Source organism: Mucilaginibacter sp. GW821-FHT07G05 (assembly GCF_059418565.1).
Genome location: NZ_JBWKQC010000007.1, coordinates 88,137 through 105,199, shown reverse-complemented (window position 1 = coordinate 105,199; position 17,063 = coordinate 88,137). Strand labels below are relative to the sequence as shown.

General features: G+C 45.4%; 15 protein-coding genes and 1 riboswitch. Of the genes, 5 read left to right on the top strand and 10 right to left on the bottom strand.

The genetic code is table 11. From position 1 onward, the window contains the following. Positions 1–24 precede the first annotated feature (24 nt). On the top strand, positions 25–948 hold the full coding sequence (locus AC07NA_RS17945) for a cation diffusion facilitator family transporter (protein ID WP_345212540.1): 924 nt from the start codon (positions 25–27) through the stop codon (positions 946–948). A gap of 833 nt (positions 949–1,781) precedes the next feature. Here AC07NA_RS17945 and AC07NA_RS17940 read toward each other — a convergent pair. Further along, a complete protein-coding gene (locus AC07NA_RS17940) occupies positions 1,782–2,288 on the bottom strand; it encodes a DUF5606 family protein (RefSeq protein ID WP_494898968.1) in 507 nt (168 codons plus the stop codon). A 66-nt stretch (positions 2,289–2,354) separates the two neighbouring features. Further along, positions 2,355–2,816 (bottom strand): peptidylprolyl isomerase, encoded by a 462-nt coding sequence (locus AC07NA_RS17935; RefSeq protein ID WP_345212538.1) that lies wholly within the window; start codon positions 2,814–2,816, stop codon positions 2,355–2,357. 272 nt (positions 2,817–3,088) lie between these two features. On the opposite strand from AC07NA_RS17935, the gene AC07NA_RS17930 reads away from it, so the two are divergent. Continuing rightward, positions 3,089–4,270 (top strand): asparagine synthetase B, encoded by a 1,182-nt coding sequence (locus AC07NA_RS17930; RefSeq protein ID WP_345212609.1) that lies wholly within the window; start codon positions 3,089–3,091, stop codon positions 4,268–4,270. A gap of 343 nt (positions 4,271–4,613) precedes the next feature. Here the strand turns inward: AC07NA_RS17930 and AC07NA_RS17925 are convergent, their stop codons facing one another. From AC07NA_RS17925 to AC07NA_RS17905, 5 genes are all read right to left on the bottom strand, one after another. Continuing rightward, on the bottom strand, positions 4,614–6,761 hold the full coding sequence (locus tag AC07NA_RS17925) for a putative porin (protein WP_494898967.1): 2,148 nt from the start codon (positions 6,759–6,761) through the stop codon (positions 4,614–4,616). Continuing rightward, on the bottom strand, positions 6,761–7,576 hold the full coding sequence (locus AC07NA_RS17920; protein WP_345212536.1) for a purine-nucleoside phosphorylase: 816 nt from the start codon (positions 7,574–7,576) through the stop codon (positions 6,761–6,763). Before AC07NA_RS17920 ends, AC07NA_RS17925 begins: the two co-directional genes overlap by 1 nt. Next, a complete protein-coding gene (gene lpxK, locus AC07NA_RS17915; RefSeq protein WP_494898966.1) occupies positions 7,539–8,603 on the bottom strand; it encodes a tetraacyldisaccharide 4'-kinase in 1,065 nt (354 codons plus the stop codon). The genes AC07NA_RS17920 and lpxK overlap by 38 nt, the downstream gene beginning before the upstream one ends. A 606-nt stretch (positions 8,604–9,209) precedes the next feature. Then, positions 9,210–10,157, bottom strand: coding sequence for a tryptophan 2,3-dioxygenase family protein (locus AC07NA_RS17910; protein WP_494898965.1), 948 nt, complete (start codon positions 10,155–10,157; stop codon positions 9,210–9,212). A 20-nt stretch (positions 10,158–10,177) separates the two neighbouring features. Beyond that, a complete protein-coding gene (locus AC07NA_RS17905; protein ID WP_494898964.1) occupies positions 10,178–10,648 on the bottom strand; it encodes a hypothetical protein in 471 nt (156 codons plus the stop codon). A 47-nt stretch (positions 10,649–10,695) separates the two neighbouring features. After that, a riboswitch (Fluoride riboswitch) is annotated at positions 10,696–10,760 on the top strand. A gap of 27 nt (positions 10,761–10,787) precedes the next feature. On the opposite strand from AC07NA_RS17905, the gene AC07NA_RS17900 reads away from it, so the two are divergent. Further along, positions 10,788–12,077, top strand: coding sequence for a voltage-gated chloride channel family protein (locus AC07NA_RS17900; protein ID WP_494898963.1), 1,290 nt, complete (start codon positions 10,788–10,790; stop codon positions 12,075–12,077). 71 nt (positions 12,078–12,148) lie between these two features. Further along, on the top strand, positions 12,149–12,622 hold the full coding sequence (locus AC07NA_RS17895) for a universal stress protein (protein ID WP_494898962.1): 474 nt from the start codon (positions 12,149–12,151) through the stop codon (positions 12,620–12,622). Between the two features lie 66 nt (positions 12,623–12,688). Here AC07NA_RS17895 and AC07NA_RS17890 read toward each other — a convergent pair whose 3' ends face one another. From AC07NA_RS17890 to AC07NA_RS17880, 3 genes are all read right to left on the bottom strand, one after another. Beyond that, positions 12,689–13,978: an HAD-IB family phosphatase gene (locus tag AC07NA_RS17890; protein ID WP_494898961.1), complete on the bottom strand. Its 1,290-nt coding sequence runs from the start codon at positions 13,976–13,978 to the stop codon at positions 12,689–12,691. 220 nt (positions 13,979–14,198) lie between these two features. Then, a complete protein-coding gene (locus AC07NA_RS17885; protein WP_494898960.1) occupies positions 14,199–14,891 on the bottom strand; it encodes a peptidase associated/transthyretin-like domain-containing protein in 693 nt (230 codons plus the stop codon). A gap of 113 nt (positions 14,892–15,004) precedes the next feature. Continuing rightward, positions 15,005–16,546, bottom strand: coding sequence for an acyl-CoA carboxylase subunit beta (locus AC07NA_RS17880; RefSeq protein ID WP_494898959.1), 1,542 nt, complete (start codon positions 16,544–16,546; stop codon positions 15,005–15,007). Between the two features lie 104 nt (positions 16,547–16,650). On the opposite strand from AC07NA_RS17880, the gene AC07NA_RS17875 reads away from it, so the two are divergent. Next, positions 16,651–16,983: a hypothetical protein gene (locus AC07NA_RS17875; RefSeq protein ID WP_494898958.1), complete on the top strand. Its 333-nt coding sequence runs from the start codon at positions 16,651–16,653 to the stop codon at positions 16,981–16,983. Positions 16,984–17,063 lie beyond the last annotated feature (80 nt).

Sequence of the window (17,063 nt, the reverse complement as noted above, 5' to 3'; positions counted from 1 at the left end):
AGGTAAAATTTATACCTTGCCACTATGTCAGCAGGTCACGACCATTCGCATCATCACCATGATCATGCTCCCAAGCTCGATCATTTAAATACCGCCTTTATTGTAGGTATCACCCTCAACATGGGCTTTGTTTTGGTAGAAGCCTTCGCGGGTTTCTACAGCGGATCATTAGCTTTATTAACTGATGCCGGGCATAACCTGAGCGATGTAGCCAGTTTAGCGCTGGCATTGCTGGCCTATAAACTCACCAAGGTAAGCTCAAACAAAACTTATACTTACGGTTATAAACGCTCCACTATTATTGTATCTTTTTTTAACGCGGTGATACTTTTCGCGGCGATTGGTTTTATCGTTTACGAGGCCATTATGCGCTTCATTCACCCCGAAAAGCTGGCAGGTGGCACCATTGCCTGGGTGGCATTGGTAGGTATTGCCATAAACGGTTTTACGGCCTGGCTTTTTATGAAAGATAAGGAGAAAGACCTCAACGTAAAAGGCGCTTACCTGCACATGGCAGTCGATGCCATTGTATCATTAGGGGTGGTGATATCGGGCCTTGTTATTTACTATACCGGCTTTTACTGGTTGGATAGCGCGGTGAGCATCGTTATAGCCATTGTGATACTTACCGGAACCTGGGGCTTATTTAAGGATAGCCTGCGGTTAGAAATGGACGGTGTACCCAAAGAGCTCGACATTGAAAAAATAAAGGCCGAACTGTTAAAAACCAAAGGTGTTACCGATGTGCACCATGTACATGTATGGGCGCTAAGCACCACCGAAAATGCGCTGACTGCCCACCTCGTTATATCTCCGGAAGCTGTTGATAGTTTTGATGCCATCAAGCATGATCTCCGTCACCGACTGGAACACCTCGAAATAAATCACAGCACCTTTGAACCCGAGTTTAGTGGTAAAAAGTGTGAAGAATCGGAGTGTTCTTTATAAGTATCAGATCTTTTCTGTCATTGCTGCGAGGTACGAAGCAATCTCTACTTAGGTTGTGCTTGTGCTGTAATTAACGTTGGTCTGCTCTTGGGCGCAGAGCCCCATTACTTTTGAGGGCAAAAGTAACAAAACCCTTGCCCAGCAAAAGGCTTCTTTGCCGCACAAGGCCTCTGCGCTGCAAAACATGCAGAACCTGGGGCTGGAACTTTTGCCCCATGCTTCGCCGCTCATTCCCTCCCCACATGCAACAAGTTCACTATGCCCGCCTTTGCGCTCATGGCCTCTACAGTTCTGCCCGTTTTCGTCCGAAGCTATTTGCTGACGGGAAACGTGCTTCTGCTAATTGCTATTAACTTTGACAACTTTTTAAAAGTTGTCAAAGTTAACCTCCCCGCTGTCGCGAGTTTAGCACAGCATAACTCGTGACCCGGCATGGCGTAAGCTTTCAGCTTACTGATTGAAGTAGCACGTATGGACTGCGGCGGGACGCCGCGTAATAGTTGCCACTTGGCTATAGCCAAGCGGCGGCTGTGGTAAATTATGCAAAAGCATTACCGTAAATACCTCTCAAAATGCGGCATCGTAAGGAACGGATAGCACAAGCCCTGCCACAGCACAACTCAAACATAGTTCCTTGCGCAGCCGCGACTTTTTTCTTTGGTTACTTTCTTTTTTGAGAGAAAAAAGAAAGTAACATCCACTAACGTTCATTTAAAGCACAACCATTCCTAATGAAAAACTAACTAACGACAGGCACTTCACTCAACATACCCTCAAAAAAAACGCCATTACAAAAATTGCAATGGCGTTTCTATTATACTTTAAACCTGCTATTATTCGGCTTTTTTGGCTTTACTTTTAGCTTTCGCTTTAGGCTTTGCTTCTTCAACAGGAGCTTCTTCGGCGGCAACTTCTGCAACCGGAGTTGCTTCTTCAGGAGTTTCAGCAGGAGCGGCTTCTTCTTCATTGAAGAATGGCATATCTTTCAGGATTCCATACCAGGTAATGATCTTCTTCATGTCTGAAGCGTAAACCTTCTCCTCATCGTGGTGAGGGGCTACTTCCCTGAAAAACTCGCGAAGTTTTTTACCATCGGCTTTGGCATCGGGTACGCTGCCGGCAGCTTTTACGCGTTCAAAAACATCTTTTAGTTTAATATCTTCATCCAAACCAAAAATGGTGATCTCATCAAGCGCGGCCATTTTAGCTGTCGACAAGTTGGCTACCATTTTAGTTTTTTGCGCATCAAGGCTTTCCAGTACAAAACCGGTTTTGTTTTGCGCCAAAGCCTTCCATAAGCCCGGCTTGCCTGATACTGCTACTATTCCGTATAAATTCATTATGGTTTTATGGTAAGTAGTGAACAGTGAGTGTAATCCTATTGGTTACACCCGCTGTTCAGCAAATTAATCTTCAATTACTTCGATAGTTAAAATTTTATCGCCCTGGCGAATATCATCAACCACATCAACATTTTCAATTACTTTACCAAAGCAAGTATGGTTTCTGTCGAGGTGAGCGGTATTGTCGCGGCTGTGGCAAACAAAAAATTGTGAGCTGCCGGTGTTACGGCCTGCATGTGCCATTGAAAGTACACCACGCTCGTGATATTGGTTTTCGCCGGTAAGTTCGCAATCAATATGGTAACCAGCGCCGCCGCTGCCTGCTTTGTAAGCAGTTTCAGGCGATTTTGAGAACGGGCAACCACCCTGTATCACAAAATTCGGGATAACACGGTGAAAAGCTATACCATCGTAAAAGCCTTCTTTAGCCAGTTTTTTAAAGTTAGCTACTGTGTTAGGGGCATCCTTCTCGTAAAATTCAACAGTCATGTTGCCTTTTTCGGTCTTAATTATCGCTTTACTCATTTCTTTTAAAATAGGATGCAAAGGTAATAAAAAACGAGAAAGGGAAAAGCTTAAACCTTAAAGGTTAAAAAGGATGACACGAATATCGAAAAACACTAATTGCTGATCGTCAATCACTAAAGGAAAACCATAATACCTGAAATAATAAATCGTTACATTTGAATACACGCTATTTATACCCTGTGACGAATTACAAACTTGCAAAACATCTTTTAGCTATCGCCTTTCTGCTTTCGGCCTTTATAACCAGGGCGGCTTCAATTTTAATACCGATGGATGAGGAGCAGAAGGACCACCTTAAATCGTACGGTATCGCTTTTTTGTCGTTGCAATACGGGCAGGAGGTCGACTGGTTATTGAATTATCGAGGCGGCAGCTTTATGCTGAAGTACGATAAAAAGATAGAGGACGAATGCAAGATACGCGGGGTAAGCTACCAGGTAATTGCCGATGCCAAAGCTACCTCTATACTAACCGAGGTGAGCGATCCATCCGTTAACATGGATGTAGTAAAGCTGCAAAAGCCGCCCAAAATGGCCGTTTATTCGCCCAAAAGCAAGTTGCCATGGGATGATGCCGTAACGCTGGTGCTCAAATATGCCGAAATACCTTATACCGTTGTTTACGATGAAGAAGTAATAAAAGGCGAACTACCCAAGTACGACTGGCTGCACCTGCACCACGAGGACTTTACGGGACAATACAGCAAGTTTTACAGCACCTACCGTTATGCGCAATGGTATTTGGATGATGTGAAGAACCAGGAAGCGATGGCCAAAAAGCTGGGCTTTAAAAAAGTATCGCAAATGAAACTGGCCGTGGCCGAAAATATCCGTACGTTTTGCGCAGGTGGAGGTTTTCTGTTTGCCATGTGTGCCGGTACCGATACCTTTGATATAGCGCTATCTGCCGCTAATACCGATATTTGTGAAGCGATGTTTGATGGTGACGCGGCCGATCGCAGAGCGCAAAGCAAGCTTGACTTCAGCCAAACCTTCGCGTTTCAGAATTTCCATATCGATGTAAACCCGATGTCGCACCAGTTTAGTGATATTGATGTGAGCAGCACCCGTAATGTGGAGGCCACGCGCGATTTCTTTACGCTGTTTGATTTTTCGGCCAAGTACGATGTGGTGCCCAGTATGCTTACGCAAGATCATGATAAGGTGATCAAAGGTTTTATGGGACTAACCACCGCTTTCAACAAAAATGTAATTAAGCCCGGCGTTACCGTAATGGGCGAAATGAAAACCGCCAACGAAGCCCGCTATATCCACGGCGACTTCGGCAAAGGCCAGTGGACCTTCTACGGCGGCCACGACCCCGAAGATTACCAGCATGCCGTAGGCGACCCGCCAACCGATCTTAAACTGCACCCCAACTCACCAGGCTACAGACTGATCCTGAATAACGTACTCTTCCCGGCCGCGAATAAGAAGAAACAGAAGACGTAATGGGAGAGAGGCAAGAGTTAAGAAACAAGAATATAGAGTCAAGAAATAAGAGTTGAGAGACAAGAAATAAGAATCAGGATACAAGATGGCTGCTTACTATACCTGCGCTCGGCTCCGGACTGCAGGCTCTTAAGACGACTTGTCATCTCGAAACGCAGTGAGAGATCTTCTTCATCAAGCATGTCTGCTACTTGCTCGGAGCAGAAGATTTTTCGCTACCGCTCAAGAGAGTAGTTTCTCCTCGTACCTTGTTCGAAATGACAATATTTAATATTCCCTCCTATATTGGAGTCTGACACTTTTATTTCTTGACTCTATGTTCTTGTCTCCTGACTCGCCAGAGTTACTGATAGAAAGTCCAGCTCACCCCAAACTTCAACAGGGCATCCTGCATGGGATAGCGGTTAACTGTGTAAAACCCTTTGCTGAACAAGCCTTGGTTAGCGTAATCATATTGTACAAACAGGTTGGCGCTGTATAGCGTAGCTTTGAAAAATGCTGTAGCAACGGGGTACGATGTAAAAGTAACATCCGGTCCGTTGTAGAATTGGCCAAGGCCTATAGCATAGGATGGCGCTACGTAAGGCGTGTTGTACCTCACCGTAAGCCCTATGTTTGAATTAAGTACTTTAAACAGTGGCGTAGCGTAATACAAACTGCTGTAGGTGTATACCTCGGGCGTACGTAATACCGATTGATAATCTGTTTTTTGATATACGGCGTAGTTATCAAAATGCCACCTGCGCCATTGCAGGTTTTTACCCAAACTTACTTTCAGTAAGTTAATGGCGCTGCCCAATTGCTCCGGATGCGCGTCGTTAGCGCCCGGCGTGGCGGTGTAATACAGGTAATCATTAATCAGGAAGTACTCGGCTTTAAGGTCGAGCTGTAAGGCCTCGTTCACATAATTGAACGAGAGATTGGTAGTTTTTATATTATTAAAATCGTTATGGAAAATGTAGTGGTTACTTATCCAGTTGGTAGCCACCAGCGGTGCCGAACTGTTTTGGGTATACGCGCCGAAGATCACCTTACCAACCCGTTTACCACCCGATAGGATCAGCTTGGCATCGTACAAAAAGTTACCAAAATCGCGGCCCTGTACTATTTGTTTAATATCGGCTTCAAGCACCACAAGGTCGCTGAATTTGTAGCTGGCCTTTCCCTTTAGGGTAACATTCTGGAAGATGGTATTCTGCACCTTGTTTTTGCGGATGTACTGTGCGCCAAACTCGTTTACGGCTGTATCGGTAACTAATTGGGTGTAGTTATAAAAATCGTGCACGAGGCCTACATCCAGTTTCATTTCGTTCTTTACAAAACTTAACGATTTACCACGCAGGTAAAAACTGTACGAAAAATCGTTCTGCAAGTGGTTTACCGTAAGTGAATCGCTTGAGGTACGTGAGCTGAAATAATAATCGGGGAACACGTTATAAACATCCTGCTCATTTTGTATAAAATGATACTTACGCTTGGTAAACATAAATGTGTGTGCTACACGCTGCGTAGGCAATATCTTGCTGTTCTCGCTGCTGGTTGTGCTCAAACTGTCTTTACCATCTTTACGATTAAGGCTATCAATGTGGCCTATGTAGTAAAACTGCTTAATATACAAGGTGGTTTGTTTCCACTGCTCGTAAGTATTGGGCAGGCGCACGGTGGCATTATCTTTCAAAAATACCCGCCCGGCGGTGCTGGTAAATACCGAATCGTTCAGGATACTCCCGGTTTCGGGCGCTTTAAGATTGTTCATCAGTACGTTAGCCAACAGGTTATAACGCTTGCTTTTCGATTCGTACCAGGTAAACAAGGCACCGCTCATATCGCTCACATTTTGCTTGAGCACGCTGCTGGTAGCGTAATATCCCTTTGAGCCATTAAAGTTAAGGTTGAAACCAAAGTTCCAGTTGGGTTTAATGTTTTGGGTATGTATCACCTTCAGCATCTGCACCTTTGAACCACCGCCTACATAAAACAGGTTGGTAAACTGCACCCGGGCGTTGTAGTAATTAATATTTTCTTCGGATAACAGGTAAGGATCTAATGCGTGCAGGCCTACATCAAAACCAATAGTTTTGGCAGGCTCAAACAGTAAAGGCCTTTGCGCCACACCAATGTATCCCAAACCAATACGCGGACTACGCGGCTGGTGCAGCGGACTATAATTTTCAAAATTCACCAGGCCGGTATCCAGCGCGAAAACCTGCGTGCTATCGTTCAGCGCGTTTACGTTGGTTATTTTGATGAATTTGGAGTTGAACACTACCGAATCGTGCTTCTCTTCCTCGCGTTTACGCAGGGTGTCAATCAATTCAGAATCGGTTAGCTGCTTGGCCGCTTTACGTGTGCTGGTATCGCGCATGTAGTTGGGCTGCCGCTGACCGGGGTACTGGCTGGGGTTGTTAGTCCGGGTGGGGAACTGTGCAAACGCAGCCTGTACCGATAAACTTATCAGTAGTAGTAATATATATTTGAGCCTTGCCTGCATTAGTTATTGGCTATCAGTTCTTTTAGTATTTGCGTAAGTTTCGGCTCGGCCTCCTGTGCCACGGCCAGTATTTCTTCTAACGATACAGGTGTTAATACCTCCGGAAACCCTTCATCAGTCAACACCGATATAGCGAAAACGGGCAGCCCCATGTGGTTGGCCACAATTACCTCGGGCACGGTGCTCATGCCTACCGCGTCGCCGCCTATAATGCGGAGGTAACGGTATTCGGCACGGGTTTCCAAATTAGGGCCGGTAACGGCTACATATACGCCTTTGTGGCAAGTAATGTTATGTTCGGCAGCAATATCCAGCGCTTTGCTGATGAGGTCGATACGGTAAGGTTGGCTCATATCCGGAAAGCGAGGCCCCAGTTCGTTCTCATTACGGCCTATCAGCGGGTTTTGCGGTTGCAGGTTAATATGGTCTTCGATTACCATCAGGTCGCCTTTTTTAAAGGCCGGGTTTAACGAGCCGCTGGCGTTTGATACATACAGTGTTTTAATGCCCAATGCCTTTAGCACCCTCACCGGGAAGGTGATTTGCTGCATGCTGTAACCTTCGTAATAATGTAAGCGGCCTTGCATGGCTACCACCTTTACACCGCCCAGCGTACCAAATATTAGTTTGCCCGAATGAAACTCCAGCGTAGAAATAGGAAAATCAGGGATGTTGGCGTACATCATCTGTTTTTCAACCTCAATTTCTTTAACCAGGCCACCCAAACCGGTACCTAAAATAATACCTGCTTCGGGCTCAAAATCGCCAATGCGGCTTTTAATGTACGCCGCCGTACGTTGTATGTTCTCTAACATAGTTTATTATAAGTTGATCAAACTGCTGTTGCCCTTCATTTAAAAACTTTATGCCTATGGGCAGCACCAGTACAGGCAGTTTATTAACCTGATCGGCAAGTTCCTGTTCACCTAAACGTTGCGCGTCCTTTTCTGTTGTGATGATCAGTTTTTTTTGTGCCGTACAGGCCGAAAACTCATCAGCAAGTTTACTGATATTTTTTAAGGTAAACCGGTGATGATCGGGATAATTATGGTGGATGATATGCCTGCTTTGCTGCCCTATATAGTTAAGCATAGGCGCGGGATTAGCAATACCGGTTAATATAAATACAGTAGTATCGCCGTCAATTACCTGCTGTACGGCATCGCCCTTTAAGTTTTTTAAACGTTGATAAGCAATCGACGTGAAAAATAAAGACTGAAATGGAAAGGGTTTTACACGAGCTGCCATAGCTGCCTGTTCATCGGCAGTTAAATGATCGGGGCATTTACTTACCACAATAACATCGGCACGCCAGCGCCCCACAAGTGGCTCGCGCAGGTTGCCCGCGGGTAACAGTAATTGAGGTTCTTTGAGGCGATGGTAATCGAAAAGTAACACGCTGAACCCTGGTTTTAAGGCGCGGTGCTGATAAGCATCATCGAGGATAATAAGTTCGTGCGCCGGGGCAAGCTGTTTGATGCCCTCTACACGATCTTCACAAACGGCAACCGTAATATCCGGAAATTTTTGTTTGAACTGCGCGGGTTCATCGCCTATTTGCGTAGCCGAACTATCAGCTGTTGATGCAATAAAGCCTTTGGTTTCGCGACCGTAACCCCTGCTAAGGGTAGCTATTTTATGCTGATCTTTTAACAGGCGGATGAGGTGTTCCGTCATAGGGCTTTTACCCGCACCACCCACCTCAAGGTTGCCCACCGATATTACCGGGAGCTTGAAGCTGTAGCTTTTAAAAATGCCCGCATCATAACACCAGTTACGAATAATAACCACCAGGCCATACAGCAACGAAAACGGGAATAAAAGCAGGCGCAGGTATTTCATAATACAAGGCAAAGATAGAAAATATTAAAGAGCCTGTTATGTGCCTGTGAATCCGATATTGCAATTGGTCAATCACGCATGAGTAGTCTCTAAAATAGCTTTTAAATGGGTCGAGTTCCCCGTCAGCAAACAGCTTCGGACGAAAACGGGCAGAACGTTGGAGGCCATGAGCGCAAAGGCGGGCATAGGAACTTGTTGCATGTGGGTGGGGAAATGAGCGGAGGGGCAAAAGTTCCAGCCCAAAGCTCTGCCCGTTTTGCAGGGGTGGGCAGTGCGGCAAAGAAGCCTTTTGCTGGACAAGCCTTTTGTTACTTTTGGGCTCAAAAGTAATGGGCCACTGCGGCCAAGAGCAGACTGATGTTGATATAGCACAAGCAAAACCTAAGTAGAGATTGCTTTGCTCCTACCCATGACGTGTTAAAAAAACTGTCATTCTGAACGTTTGAAGAATCTTTTTCGCTATGCTTATCTGCGATAGATGCTTCGTTCCTCAGCATGACAGTGGAGAGTGGGTGTGAGCCATCGTCATTTTACCTTCAAAGTCCAAAAAGAATTAAAATTCTCGCAATGACGATGGTTTATAAAACGCTGATTGTAATCCCCAAATTAGGATGACAACGCATGCTCTACCCAGCTTTTACCCCAGTTATCCAATTCATCGGCACTCCAAAGAGTAGGGTAAAAAATGCGTTTTTGAAAGCGCGGAGGCAGGTACTTTTGCCAGTTGGTGCCACCTGTCGCGCTAATCTCTTCGGGTTCGCGGTGCAGGTAGCGCACTGCCGATTTATAATGCGACAGCGGCCAGTTCACGTTTACGTTCACATCAAAGCGTTTCAGTTCGGCTATTAGCTGATTTGTTAATTCGCCGTTTTGCTGAAGCACGTTGGCCAGCGCGTTAAAGTTTTGGTCTACCGTATTTTGGGCAAGCTCTATAAAGGTTTTTGAATATTTTTTTTCGAATTGTTTAAGGGTGAGGGTTTTCTTCCCGGTAGATAGTTCAGTTGCGCCAAACTTCCAGTATATGTGCTCAAACTGTTCTTCGAATGATGCATTGCTTAATTCCGCACGTTTATCTTTAGCCACAAGATTGATAAAATCGGTAGCGTAAATTTCTATCATACGGTACTGGCCCGACTGAAAACCGCTGGCCGGCAGCAACGACATCCGGAACTTCAGGAACTGCTCCTTTTCCATCCCATCCACCATAATCTCGAACGAATGGGTAAGCGCTTCAAAATAGCGGTTAATGCGTTTAAGTCGCGCCAAAAAGAAGTCCGCAGTGAGGTTTTCCCTGGCGGCTATCTGTTTGCACTCGTGCAGGGATAACTTAAAGTATAGCTCGGTGATCTGGTGGTAAATAATAAAGATCTCCTCATCCGGGAACGGGGTTTTAGGGTTTTGCAGACTTAACAGGGTATCCAGGTGAATGTAATCCCAATAGGTAAGAAAATCGGCATACAGCAAACCATCGAGATAGGAGGTCATATCCTGCCCCATGGCTTCGTATTTTTCCTGTAGCAGGGCGAGTTTTTTTTCTATTTCGGGCGAGATCATGGAACAAATATAAATGCTTATTACCTGGATTTCTTTTTCAGTTCATCAATCTTTTGTATCCTGTCCCTTATAAGAGTGGTCATTTGGCTAAAATAAACCGGGTCGTGACCGGGATCAAGCGTATGTGTGAATTTCATACCTAAAAAACGAAACCCTGCATAATACCCCCCGCCATCGGAGCAATCCGGGCAACCGAAAGATCGCATATCATACGCCAGTAATATAGGAACGCGGAATTTTAGCGAATCAAAGTCGCCTTTTATTATTTTGTGCACACTCGGGGTAGTGGTGCTGTCTGTTGAAATTTGATCTATTATGATGCTATCATCGGTGATTTCAAAGTTGCCTTTGCACAAACCTTCGCATTCACCTGCAAAATAGCCAATTACTAATGTGTTTGGCTGTATCCTGATTAATGCCGACAGAAAAATTATCGCGATAATTATTAATGTGAATTTTAAAAGCTTCGCTAATGTTTTGTTTTTGGGCATGACATAATAATATTGGTAAATATAATTTTTTGCCACATATTTGTACTATACAACAAGGTGATGGTGTGCCACCTAATTGAACCGCTGCAAAGCTGATGACGCCTACCCAAATAAGTTTTTATTTATTTGCATGTAGGTTATGGTAAAAAAACTCTTTTCGCAACACTATTCTATTTTAAAATATCTTGTCCGCTGGTCGCTGATCATTATACCTGTAGCTATAGCCATTGGCAGTATGGTAGCGCTTTTTTTGTGGCTGCTGGGTTGGGCTATACATTACCGCTTCGCCCATAAATGGCTTTTATATTTGCTGCCTGTGGCCGGTGTGGCTATTCACTTTTTATATAAGTGGTACGGCGCATCAGCAGAGCGTGGTAATAACCTCATAATCGACGAAATTCATCAACCCGGCGCGGGTGTACCTAAACGTATGGCACCGCTTATACTGATAACTACCGTTATTACCCATCTTTTTGGGGGTTCGGCCGGGCGCGAAGGCACGGCTGTACAAATAGGGGGCAGTATTGCCAACCTGTTTGCAAGCTGGTTTAAACTTACCGATGCTGACAAACAAGTAATACTTACCGCCGGTATTGCTGCCGGTTTCGGCGCGGTTTTCGGTACGCCGCTTACAGGGGCGGTTTTCGCGCTGGAAGTAATAGCCATTGGCCGCATACAATATACTGCCTTGCTGCCCTGCCTTATTGCAAGTATCATCGGCGACCTTACCGTTGCTGCCTGGGGCGTGCACCATACCCAATACCACATTGATCATTTAGCCGCCGGCGAATATTTTAACGGGCAGCACCTGCAAACCGGTTTCTTACTTTTGGGCAAGGTAATATTGGCTTCGGCAATATTCGGGTTGGCCGCATTGGCTTTCTCTAAAACCATACATGCTGTAAAAAGCATATCGCTTAAATGGATAAAAACTACCTGGCTTATACCTGCCTGCGGCGGTTTGATTATCATCGGCCTCACCTTTATTATTGGCAAGCCCGATTATTTAAGCCTCGGTGTCGACCCTGAATACCCCGGCGCGGTTACCATTGTATCGGCGTTTCAGCATGGCGGTGCCGATGCGTTCAGCTGGCTTTGGAAACTGATCTATACCGCTGTAACCCTCGGCACAGGTTTCAAGGGGGGCGAGGTTACCCCGTTGTTTTACATAGGCGCTACCTTGGGTAACACGCTTGCCACGCTGCTTGATGCACCTGTAAGCCTATTTGCCGCGCTTGGCTTTATCGCGGTATTTGCCGGGGCTACCAATACGCCGCTGGCTTGCACCATTATGGGGATAGAATTGTTCGGCAGCGAGTATGCGGTGTTATTTGGCGTAGCTTGTTTTACGGCCTATTATTTCAGCGGAAACTCGGGTATTTATAGTGCTCAAAAGGTAGCCACGCCTAAAATTATGGTAGATGAATAGCTAAATAAAATGATCATAAAAAACATATTGCGCCTGCATTGTTATAGCTTTATATCACAAACAACAGAGTTATGCAGATCAGTAAGATAATTATCGGGATAGACGACAGTAAGCACGCGGAACATGCTGCTAAATATGGTTTCGACATCGCGCGTAAGTTTAACGCTTCGGTAGGTTTGGTAAATATTATTGAACCGGTGGTAACGCCCTTAGATACCAGCGACAGCCTTTTAGCCATGCCGATAGTGACCAATACCGGCCCCGAAGAACTTGATCTGCTGAATACGCAAACTGATCAGTCCGAACGTATCATCGACCGCACCATTAAAGAACTGGCCGGTGATATCCCCGTTACCCACTTTAGCGAATACGGTTCAACTGCCGATGGCATCATTTCATGCAGCGAGCAGTTCAACGCCGACCTGATAGTTATTGGTACCCACAAACGCAGCGGCATAGACCGCCTCCTGATGGGCGACGTAGCCGAAGCCGTAGTACGCCTCGCCAAGATACCTGTGCTGGTGGTGCCGTTTGATGTGTTGTAAGTTGTAGGTTATGTGTTGTATGTGCCTGACGTAAATACTTACAACTCGCAACACACAACACACAACCTAATAAAGCAGCCTGAATTTTATAGTATGCTCAATGGCTTTTAGTTCGTTGAGTACCTGGGCGTCGTAGCCGGTGTTTACGTCGGTAATTACGTAGCCTATTTGTAGGTTGGTTACCAAAAACTCACCTACTATATTGATGTTGTGGCGGGCGAATACATCGTTTATTTTGGCCAGTATACCCGGTACGTTGCGGTGAATGTGTATTAAACGGTGCGCGTTGCTTACCCTTGGCGGTTGCAGATCGGGGAAGTTACAGCTGGTATGGGTTTTACCCTCGTTCATGAACGCGATCACCCTTTTCGGGATAAAGTCGGCATTACGGGGGTTGTATTTCGGATCGTCGAAAACGATGATGCCATTCTCGCAAGCTATTTCGGCCAGTTTACGGCTTTGCACCTTACCGAATATACCGATGATCTTCAACCTGCCAGCGTTCAGCAATTGCTCCGCTTTAGGCTGATTGTTTTCATCGCAGAGTAATATACCGGCTTCCTGCAAATATTTATCTTCAATGCTTTCACGCTGGCGGATATTGTACCCTTCCTTACGCATTTGCAGCAGGGCCTCTTCATCTACATTGCCCACTACCAAGCATTTAATGCGGTTTTTAGGGTACGATATAGCCCTCGGCAGTTTATTGATGTATAAGAATTCGTCAAAGCTCGGGGTAATGTGATCTGCCTTTTCAGCTACCGATTTACGTTCGATGTTCTCGGTAAAGGCAAAGAACTTTTTGATCATGCCCGATTCCTTTAACTGGAAATCAGAATAACCATCGCCAATGCCGTAAATATCCCCTTGCAGGTTCAGCTCTTTCAGCAGTTTTACCTTACCACCTTCCTGCGATAGCGGGTTGGTACGGTCATAACCTACAATGTTGCCATCGGCATCAAACTCAAAGGTATTGGCGTAAATGTTCTCTTTTTTGATATGATATTCGGTAACAACCGGGGTGATAAATTCTTTAAAGCCACCCGATACAATGAGTACCTCATTAGGGTGATGTTTAAAGAAAGCCGTATTACGCGAAAAGGAGGTGGATACTTTCTTTTTCAGGTGACTGATCAGCAATTTCAAATGCTCGCGGTTGGCTTGCAGTAGCTTTACACGCCCCTCTAAACTTTGACTGAAGGACAGTTTACCCTCCATGGCCAGGTTGGTAAGGTCTTCAATTTCCTGATAGATCTTTTCCCGGTCGGGATGGCTTTTGAGGGATATGCGGGCAAGCTCGTCTAATGCTTCAACTTGAGTGAAAGTGCTGTCAAAATCTATAATAAAGTGATCCATTACTGCTTATAAATGTGCGAAAGTGCAAATGTGCGATTTTTAAATTATTAACGCATGCTAAAAAATGAGCGACGTGGCTATTGGTCGCCGGGCTGAAATTAGAGGTAGTGTAACAGCGGCAAAAATAGGCATATCCGGGGCAGCCACCTAATACTTTATTAACCAAAAATAAAAAAGGGCGCTAATTGCGCCCCTGTTGTTATAATATGCTGATGACCTGTTATTGGCCAACTGTATCTTTCAACTGTTCAAGCTTGCGCTTTTCGGGTGGCAGGGCCAAAAACTTTTTGTAGCTATCGCTGATGTAAACTACCATGGTTTGTTTACTGTTGCCGGTTACAAACTCATAGGTTGGGCGATACATGGACATAAAGCTATCCAGCTCTTCGCCCCTAAGCGGTATCAGGCTGCTTACGTAAGCCTTTGAAAAAGCATCGTCAATGGCGCGTTCTTTTTCTTCTTTGGCGAAGAAACGTTTAAGGCGGCGGGCATTGCGGCCCTCGCGGCTAAACCACGATGATGGCGATAACACGTACACCTTACTTTTTGTATATATATCAGGGTACTCGGTATGCGGATCAAACTTTTGGCGGGTAGCATTAATGTTAACATCGCGCAGGGCGATAGGCAACGATACCATGCGGATCTTTTTGGGCGACATATCCGTAACGAAAACCGTATCAGACGTATAAGTAGGCGAGCTGAATACCAGCAGGTGCCCCGAAGCCGCCTTTATCTGGAAGTTACCATTCTTATCGGCCAGGAAAGCCTGTTTAGTAGTAAGATTTTGGATGAATACGTTGGGCAAACGGCTACTACCGCCGCCATCATAAACAGTGCCTTTTAAAAGCTGGGCATTAACCGAAGCCGAAGCCAGTAGCAGAATTAATAGGTAAAGGTATTTGAATTTCATAGTTGAATAATTGCTTTAAAGATAACCTGTTTAAACGGCTAATGGTTTTTTATTTAACATATTTAACACATTGATGATGTGCAAATGGCAATTAATGTATGATGAGCGTTCATTTACAACGGGATATTCCCATGCTTTTTCCTCGGGTTATTCACTACTTTATTCTCCAGCATTTTAAACGCGTGGATAAGTTTTACGCGGGTATCGGCGGGTTCAATCACCTCGTCAATAAAACCACGTTCGGCGGCACGGTAGGGGTTGGCAAATATCTGCGAGTACAGTTGTTCCTTCTCCTGCCACTTGGCTTCCTTGTCTTCGGCATGGTTTATTTCCCGTTTAAAAATGATCTCGGCCGCGCCTTTGGCACCCATTACGGCAATTTCGGCCGAAGGCCAGGCATAGTTGATATCGGCACCAATATGTTTGGAGTTCATCACATCGTAGGCACCACCATAAGCCTTGCGGGTAATTACGGTAACGCGCGGTACGGTTGCCTCGCAGAAAGCATAAAGTAATTTGGCGCCATTGGTAATAATGGCGTTCCACTCCTGGTCGGTACCCGGTAAAAAGCCCGGCACATCTTCAAATACCAATAGCGGTATATTAAAACTATCGCAAAAGCGAACAAAACGCGCGGCCTTGGTCGACGAATGAATATCCAGCACCCCGGCCAAAAACGCGGGCTGATTGGCTACAATACCAATGCTACGACCAGCTAAGCGGGCGAAGCCTACAACAATGTTTTCGGCAAAATCTTTATGTACCTCTAAAAACGAACCGGCATCTATCACCTGCGAAATTATCTCGCGGATGTCGTAGGGCTGTGAGGCGTTTTCGGGTAATATACTATTGAGGTCGGGGCGAATTTCATTTGCAGGTTGGTAAGGTAAGGCAGGTGCTTTGTCCTCACAATTTTGCGGCATGTAGCTAAGCAGGTTTTTGATGTGCTGTATGGCAACTATCTCGTTAGGGCAGGCAAAATGCGTAACACCCGATTTGGTGGCATGCGTAGTGGCACCGCCCAACTCTTCAGAAGTAACTTCTTCGTGTGTTACCGTTTTTACCACATTTGGGCCGGTAACAAACATATAAGAGGTATTCTCCACCATCAAAATAAAATCGGTGATCGCTGGCGAGTACACCGCGCCGCCCGCGCACGGCCCCATAATGGCCGATATTTGCGGCACCACACCCGATGCCAGCGTATTGCGGTAAAATATATCAGCATAACCACCTAATGATACCACACCCTCCTGTATCCGTGCGCCGCCCGAATCATTCAGGCCGACAACAGGCGCGCCGTTCTTGAGCGCGAGGTCCATGATCTTGCAGATCTTTTCGGCATGTGTTTCAGAAAGCGAACCACCGAACACGGTAAAATCCTGCGAGAAAACATACACCAGCCGGCCGTTAATATTGCCATAACCGGTTACCACGCCATCGCCGGGATAGTTTTCCTTTTCCATACCAAAATCGGTAGAGCGGTGGGTTACCAGCATGCCTATCTCCTGAAAGCTGCCTTCATCAAGCAAAAAGTGTAAGCGTTCGCGGGCGGTAAGTTTGCCCTTTTTATGTTGAGCTGCAATACGCGCTTCGCCGCCGCCAAGCAGAGCCTGTTCGCGCTTTTGCTGCAAGGTTTTTATCTTATTATCCACAATCAGGTATTAGTTAGTTGTTAAAAATAGCAATTTTATTGTAAGTATGCCGTTAATGGCGATATGCGCTCTAATCCCATTTTAATTTAATTATATTTGTGAGGATGAAAATCAGGAGATTTAAAATGTTTATTGGCCTGCTGTTTGTCGGCATCTTTTTCGGAAAGATGGTGATATCCATTGCGCCTGCATTTTTGTGTCTTGATAACAAAGCGGTAAGCGCCGTTATTTTACAGTTGGAAAGCGAAACCAAATCAGAAAAAGAATCGCCTGATAAGGACGCGTTTAAAGACAAAAAAGCATTCGACGAGTTTTATACCCACCATATTGGTTACAAACCACTTGTTGCAGAGGCTAACATACTCCATAATATGGAGAAGTCCCTCTATAAAAAAGTGTATTTCCCTACCGTAGCCACACCGCCGCCAAACGTTTAAATTGACCATTGCTACCCGGCCGCCATGCGCGTATACCGGTTAATTAGTGTTACTCAATTTTAATGTTTACATAATTATTT

What these genes read in the sequence shown, in the direction of transcription:
- AC07NA_RS17935 (WP_345212538.1), bottom strand. Translation starts at nt 2,816, where the DNA reads ATGAGTAAAGCGATAATTAAGACCGAAAAAGGCAACATGACTGTTGAA.
- AC07NA_RS17900 (WP_494898963.1), top strand. Translation starts at nt 10,788, where the DNA reads ATGGTAAAAAAACTCTTTTCGCAACACTATTCTATTTTAAAATATCTT.
- lpxK (WP_494898966.1), bottom strand. Translation starts at nt 8,603, where the DNA reads ATGAAATACCTGCGCCTGCTTTTATTCCCGTTTTCGTTGCTGTATGGC.
- AC07NA_RS17895 (WP_494898962.1), top strand. Translation starts at nt 12,149, where the DNA reads ATGCAGATCAGTAAGATAATTATCGGGATAGACGACAGTAAGCACGCG.
- AC07NA_RS17940 (WP_494898968.1), bottom strand. Translation starts at nt 2,288, where the DNA reads ATGAATTTATACGGAATAGTAGCAGTATCAGGCAAGCCGGGCTTATGG.
- AC07NA_RS17930 (WP_345212609.1), top strand. Translation starts at nt 3,089, where the DNA reads ATGGATGAGGAGCAGAAGGACCACCTTAAATCGTACGGTATCGCTTTT.
- AC07NA_RS17890 (WP_494898961.1), bottom strand. Translation starts at nt 13,978, where the DNA reads ATGGATCACTTTATTATAGATTTTGACAGCACTTTCACTCAAGTTGAA.
- AC07NA_RS17910 (WP_494898965.1), bottom strand. Translation starts at nt 10,157, where the DNA reads ATGATCTCGCCCGAAATAGAAAAAAAACTCGCCCTGCTACAGGAAAAA.
- AC07NA_RS17925 (WP_494898967.1), bottom strand. Translation starts at nt 6,761, where the DNA reads ATGCAGGCAAGGCTCAAATATATATTACTACTACTGATAAGTTTATCG.
- AC07NA_RS17875 (WP_494898958.1), top strand. Translation starts at nt 16,651, where the DNA reads ATGAAAATCAGGAGATTTAAAATGTTTATTGGCCTGCTGTTTGTCGGC.
- AC07NA_RS17945 (WP_345212540.1), top strand. Translation starts at nt 25, where the DNA reads ATGTCAGCAGGTCACGACCATTCGCATCATCACCATGATCATGCTCCC.
- AC07NA_RS17905 (WP_494898964.1), bottom strand. Translation starts at nt 10,648, where the DNA reads ATGCCCAAAAACAAAACATTAGCGAAGCTTTTAAAATTCACATTAATA.
- AC07NA_RS17920 (WP_345212536.1), bottom strand. Translation starts at nt 7,576, where the DNA reads ATGTTAGAGAACATACAACGTACGGCGGCGTACATTAAAAGCCGCATT.
- AC07NA_RS17885 (WP_494898960.1), bottom strand. Translation starts at nt 14,891, where the DNA reads ATGAAATTCAAATACCTTTACCTATTAATTCTGCTACTGGCTTCGGCT.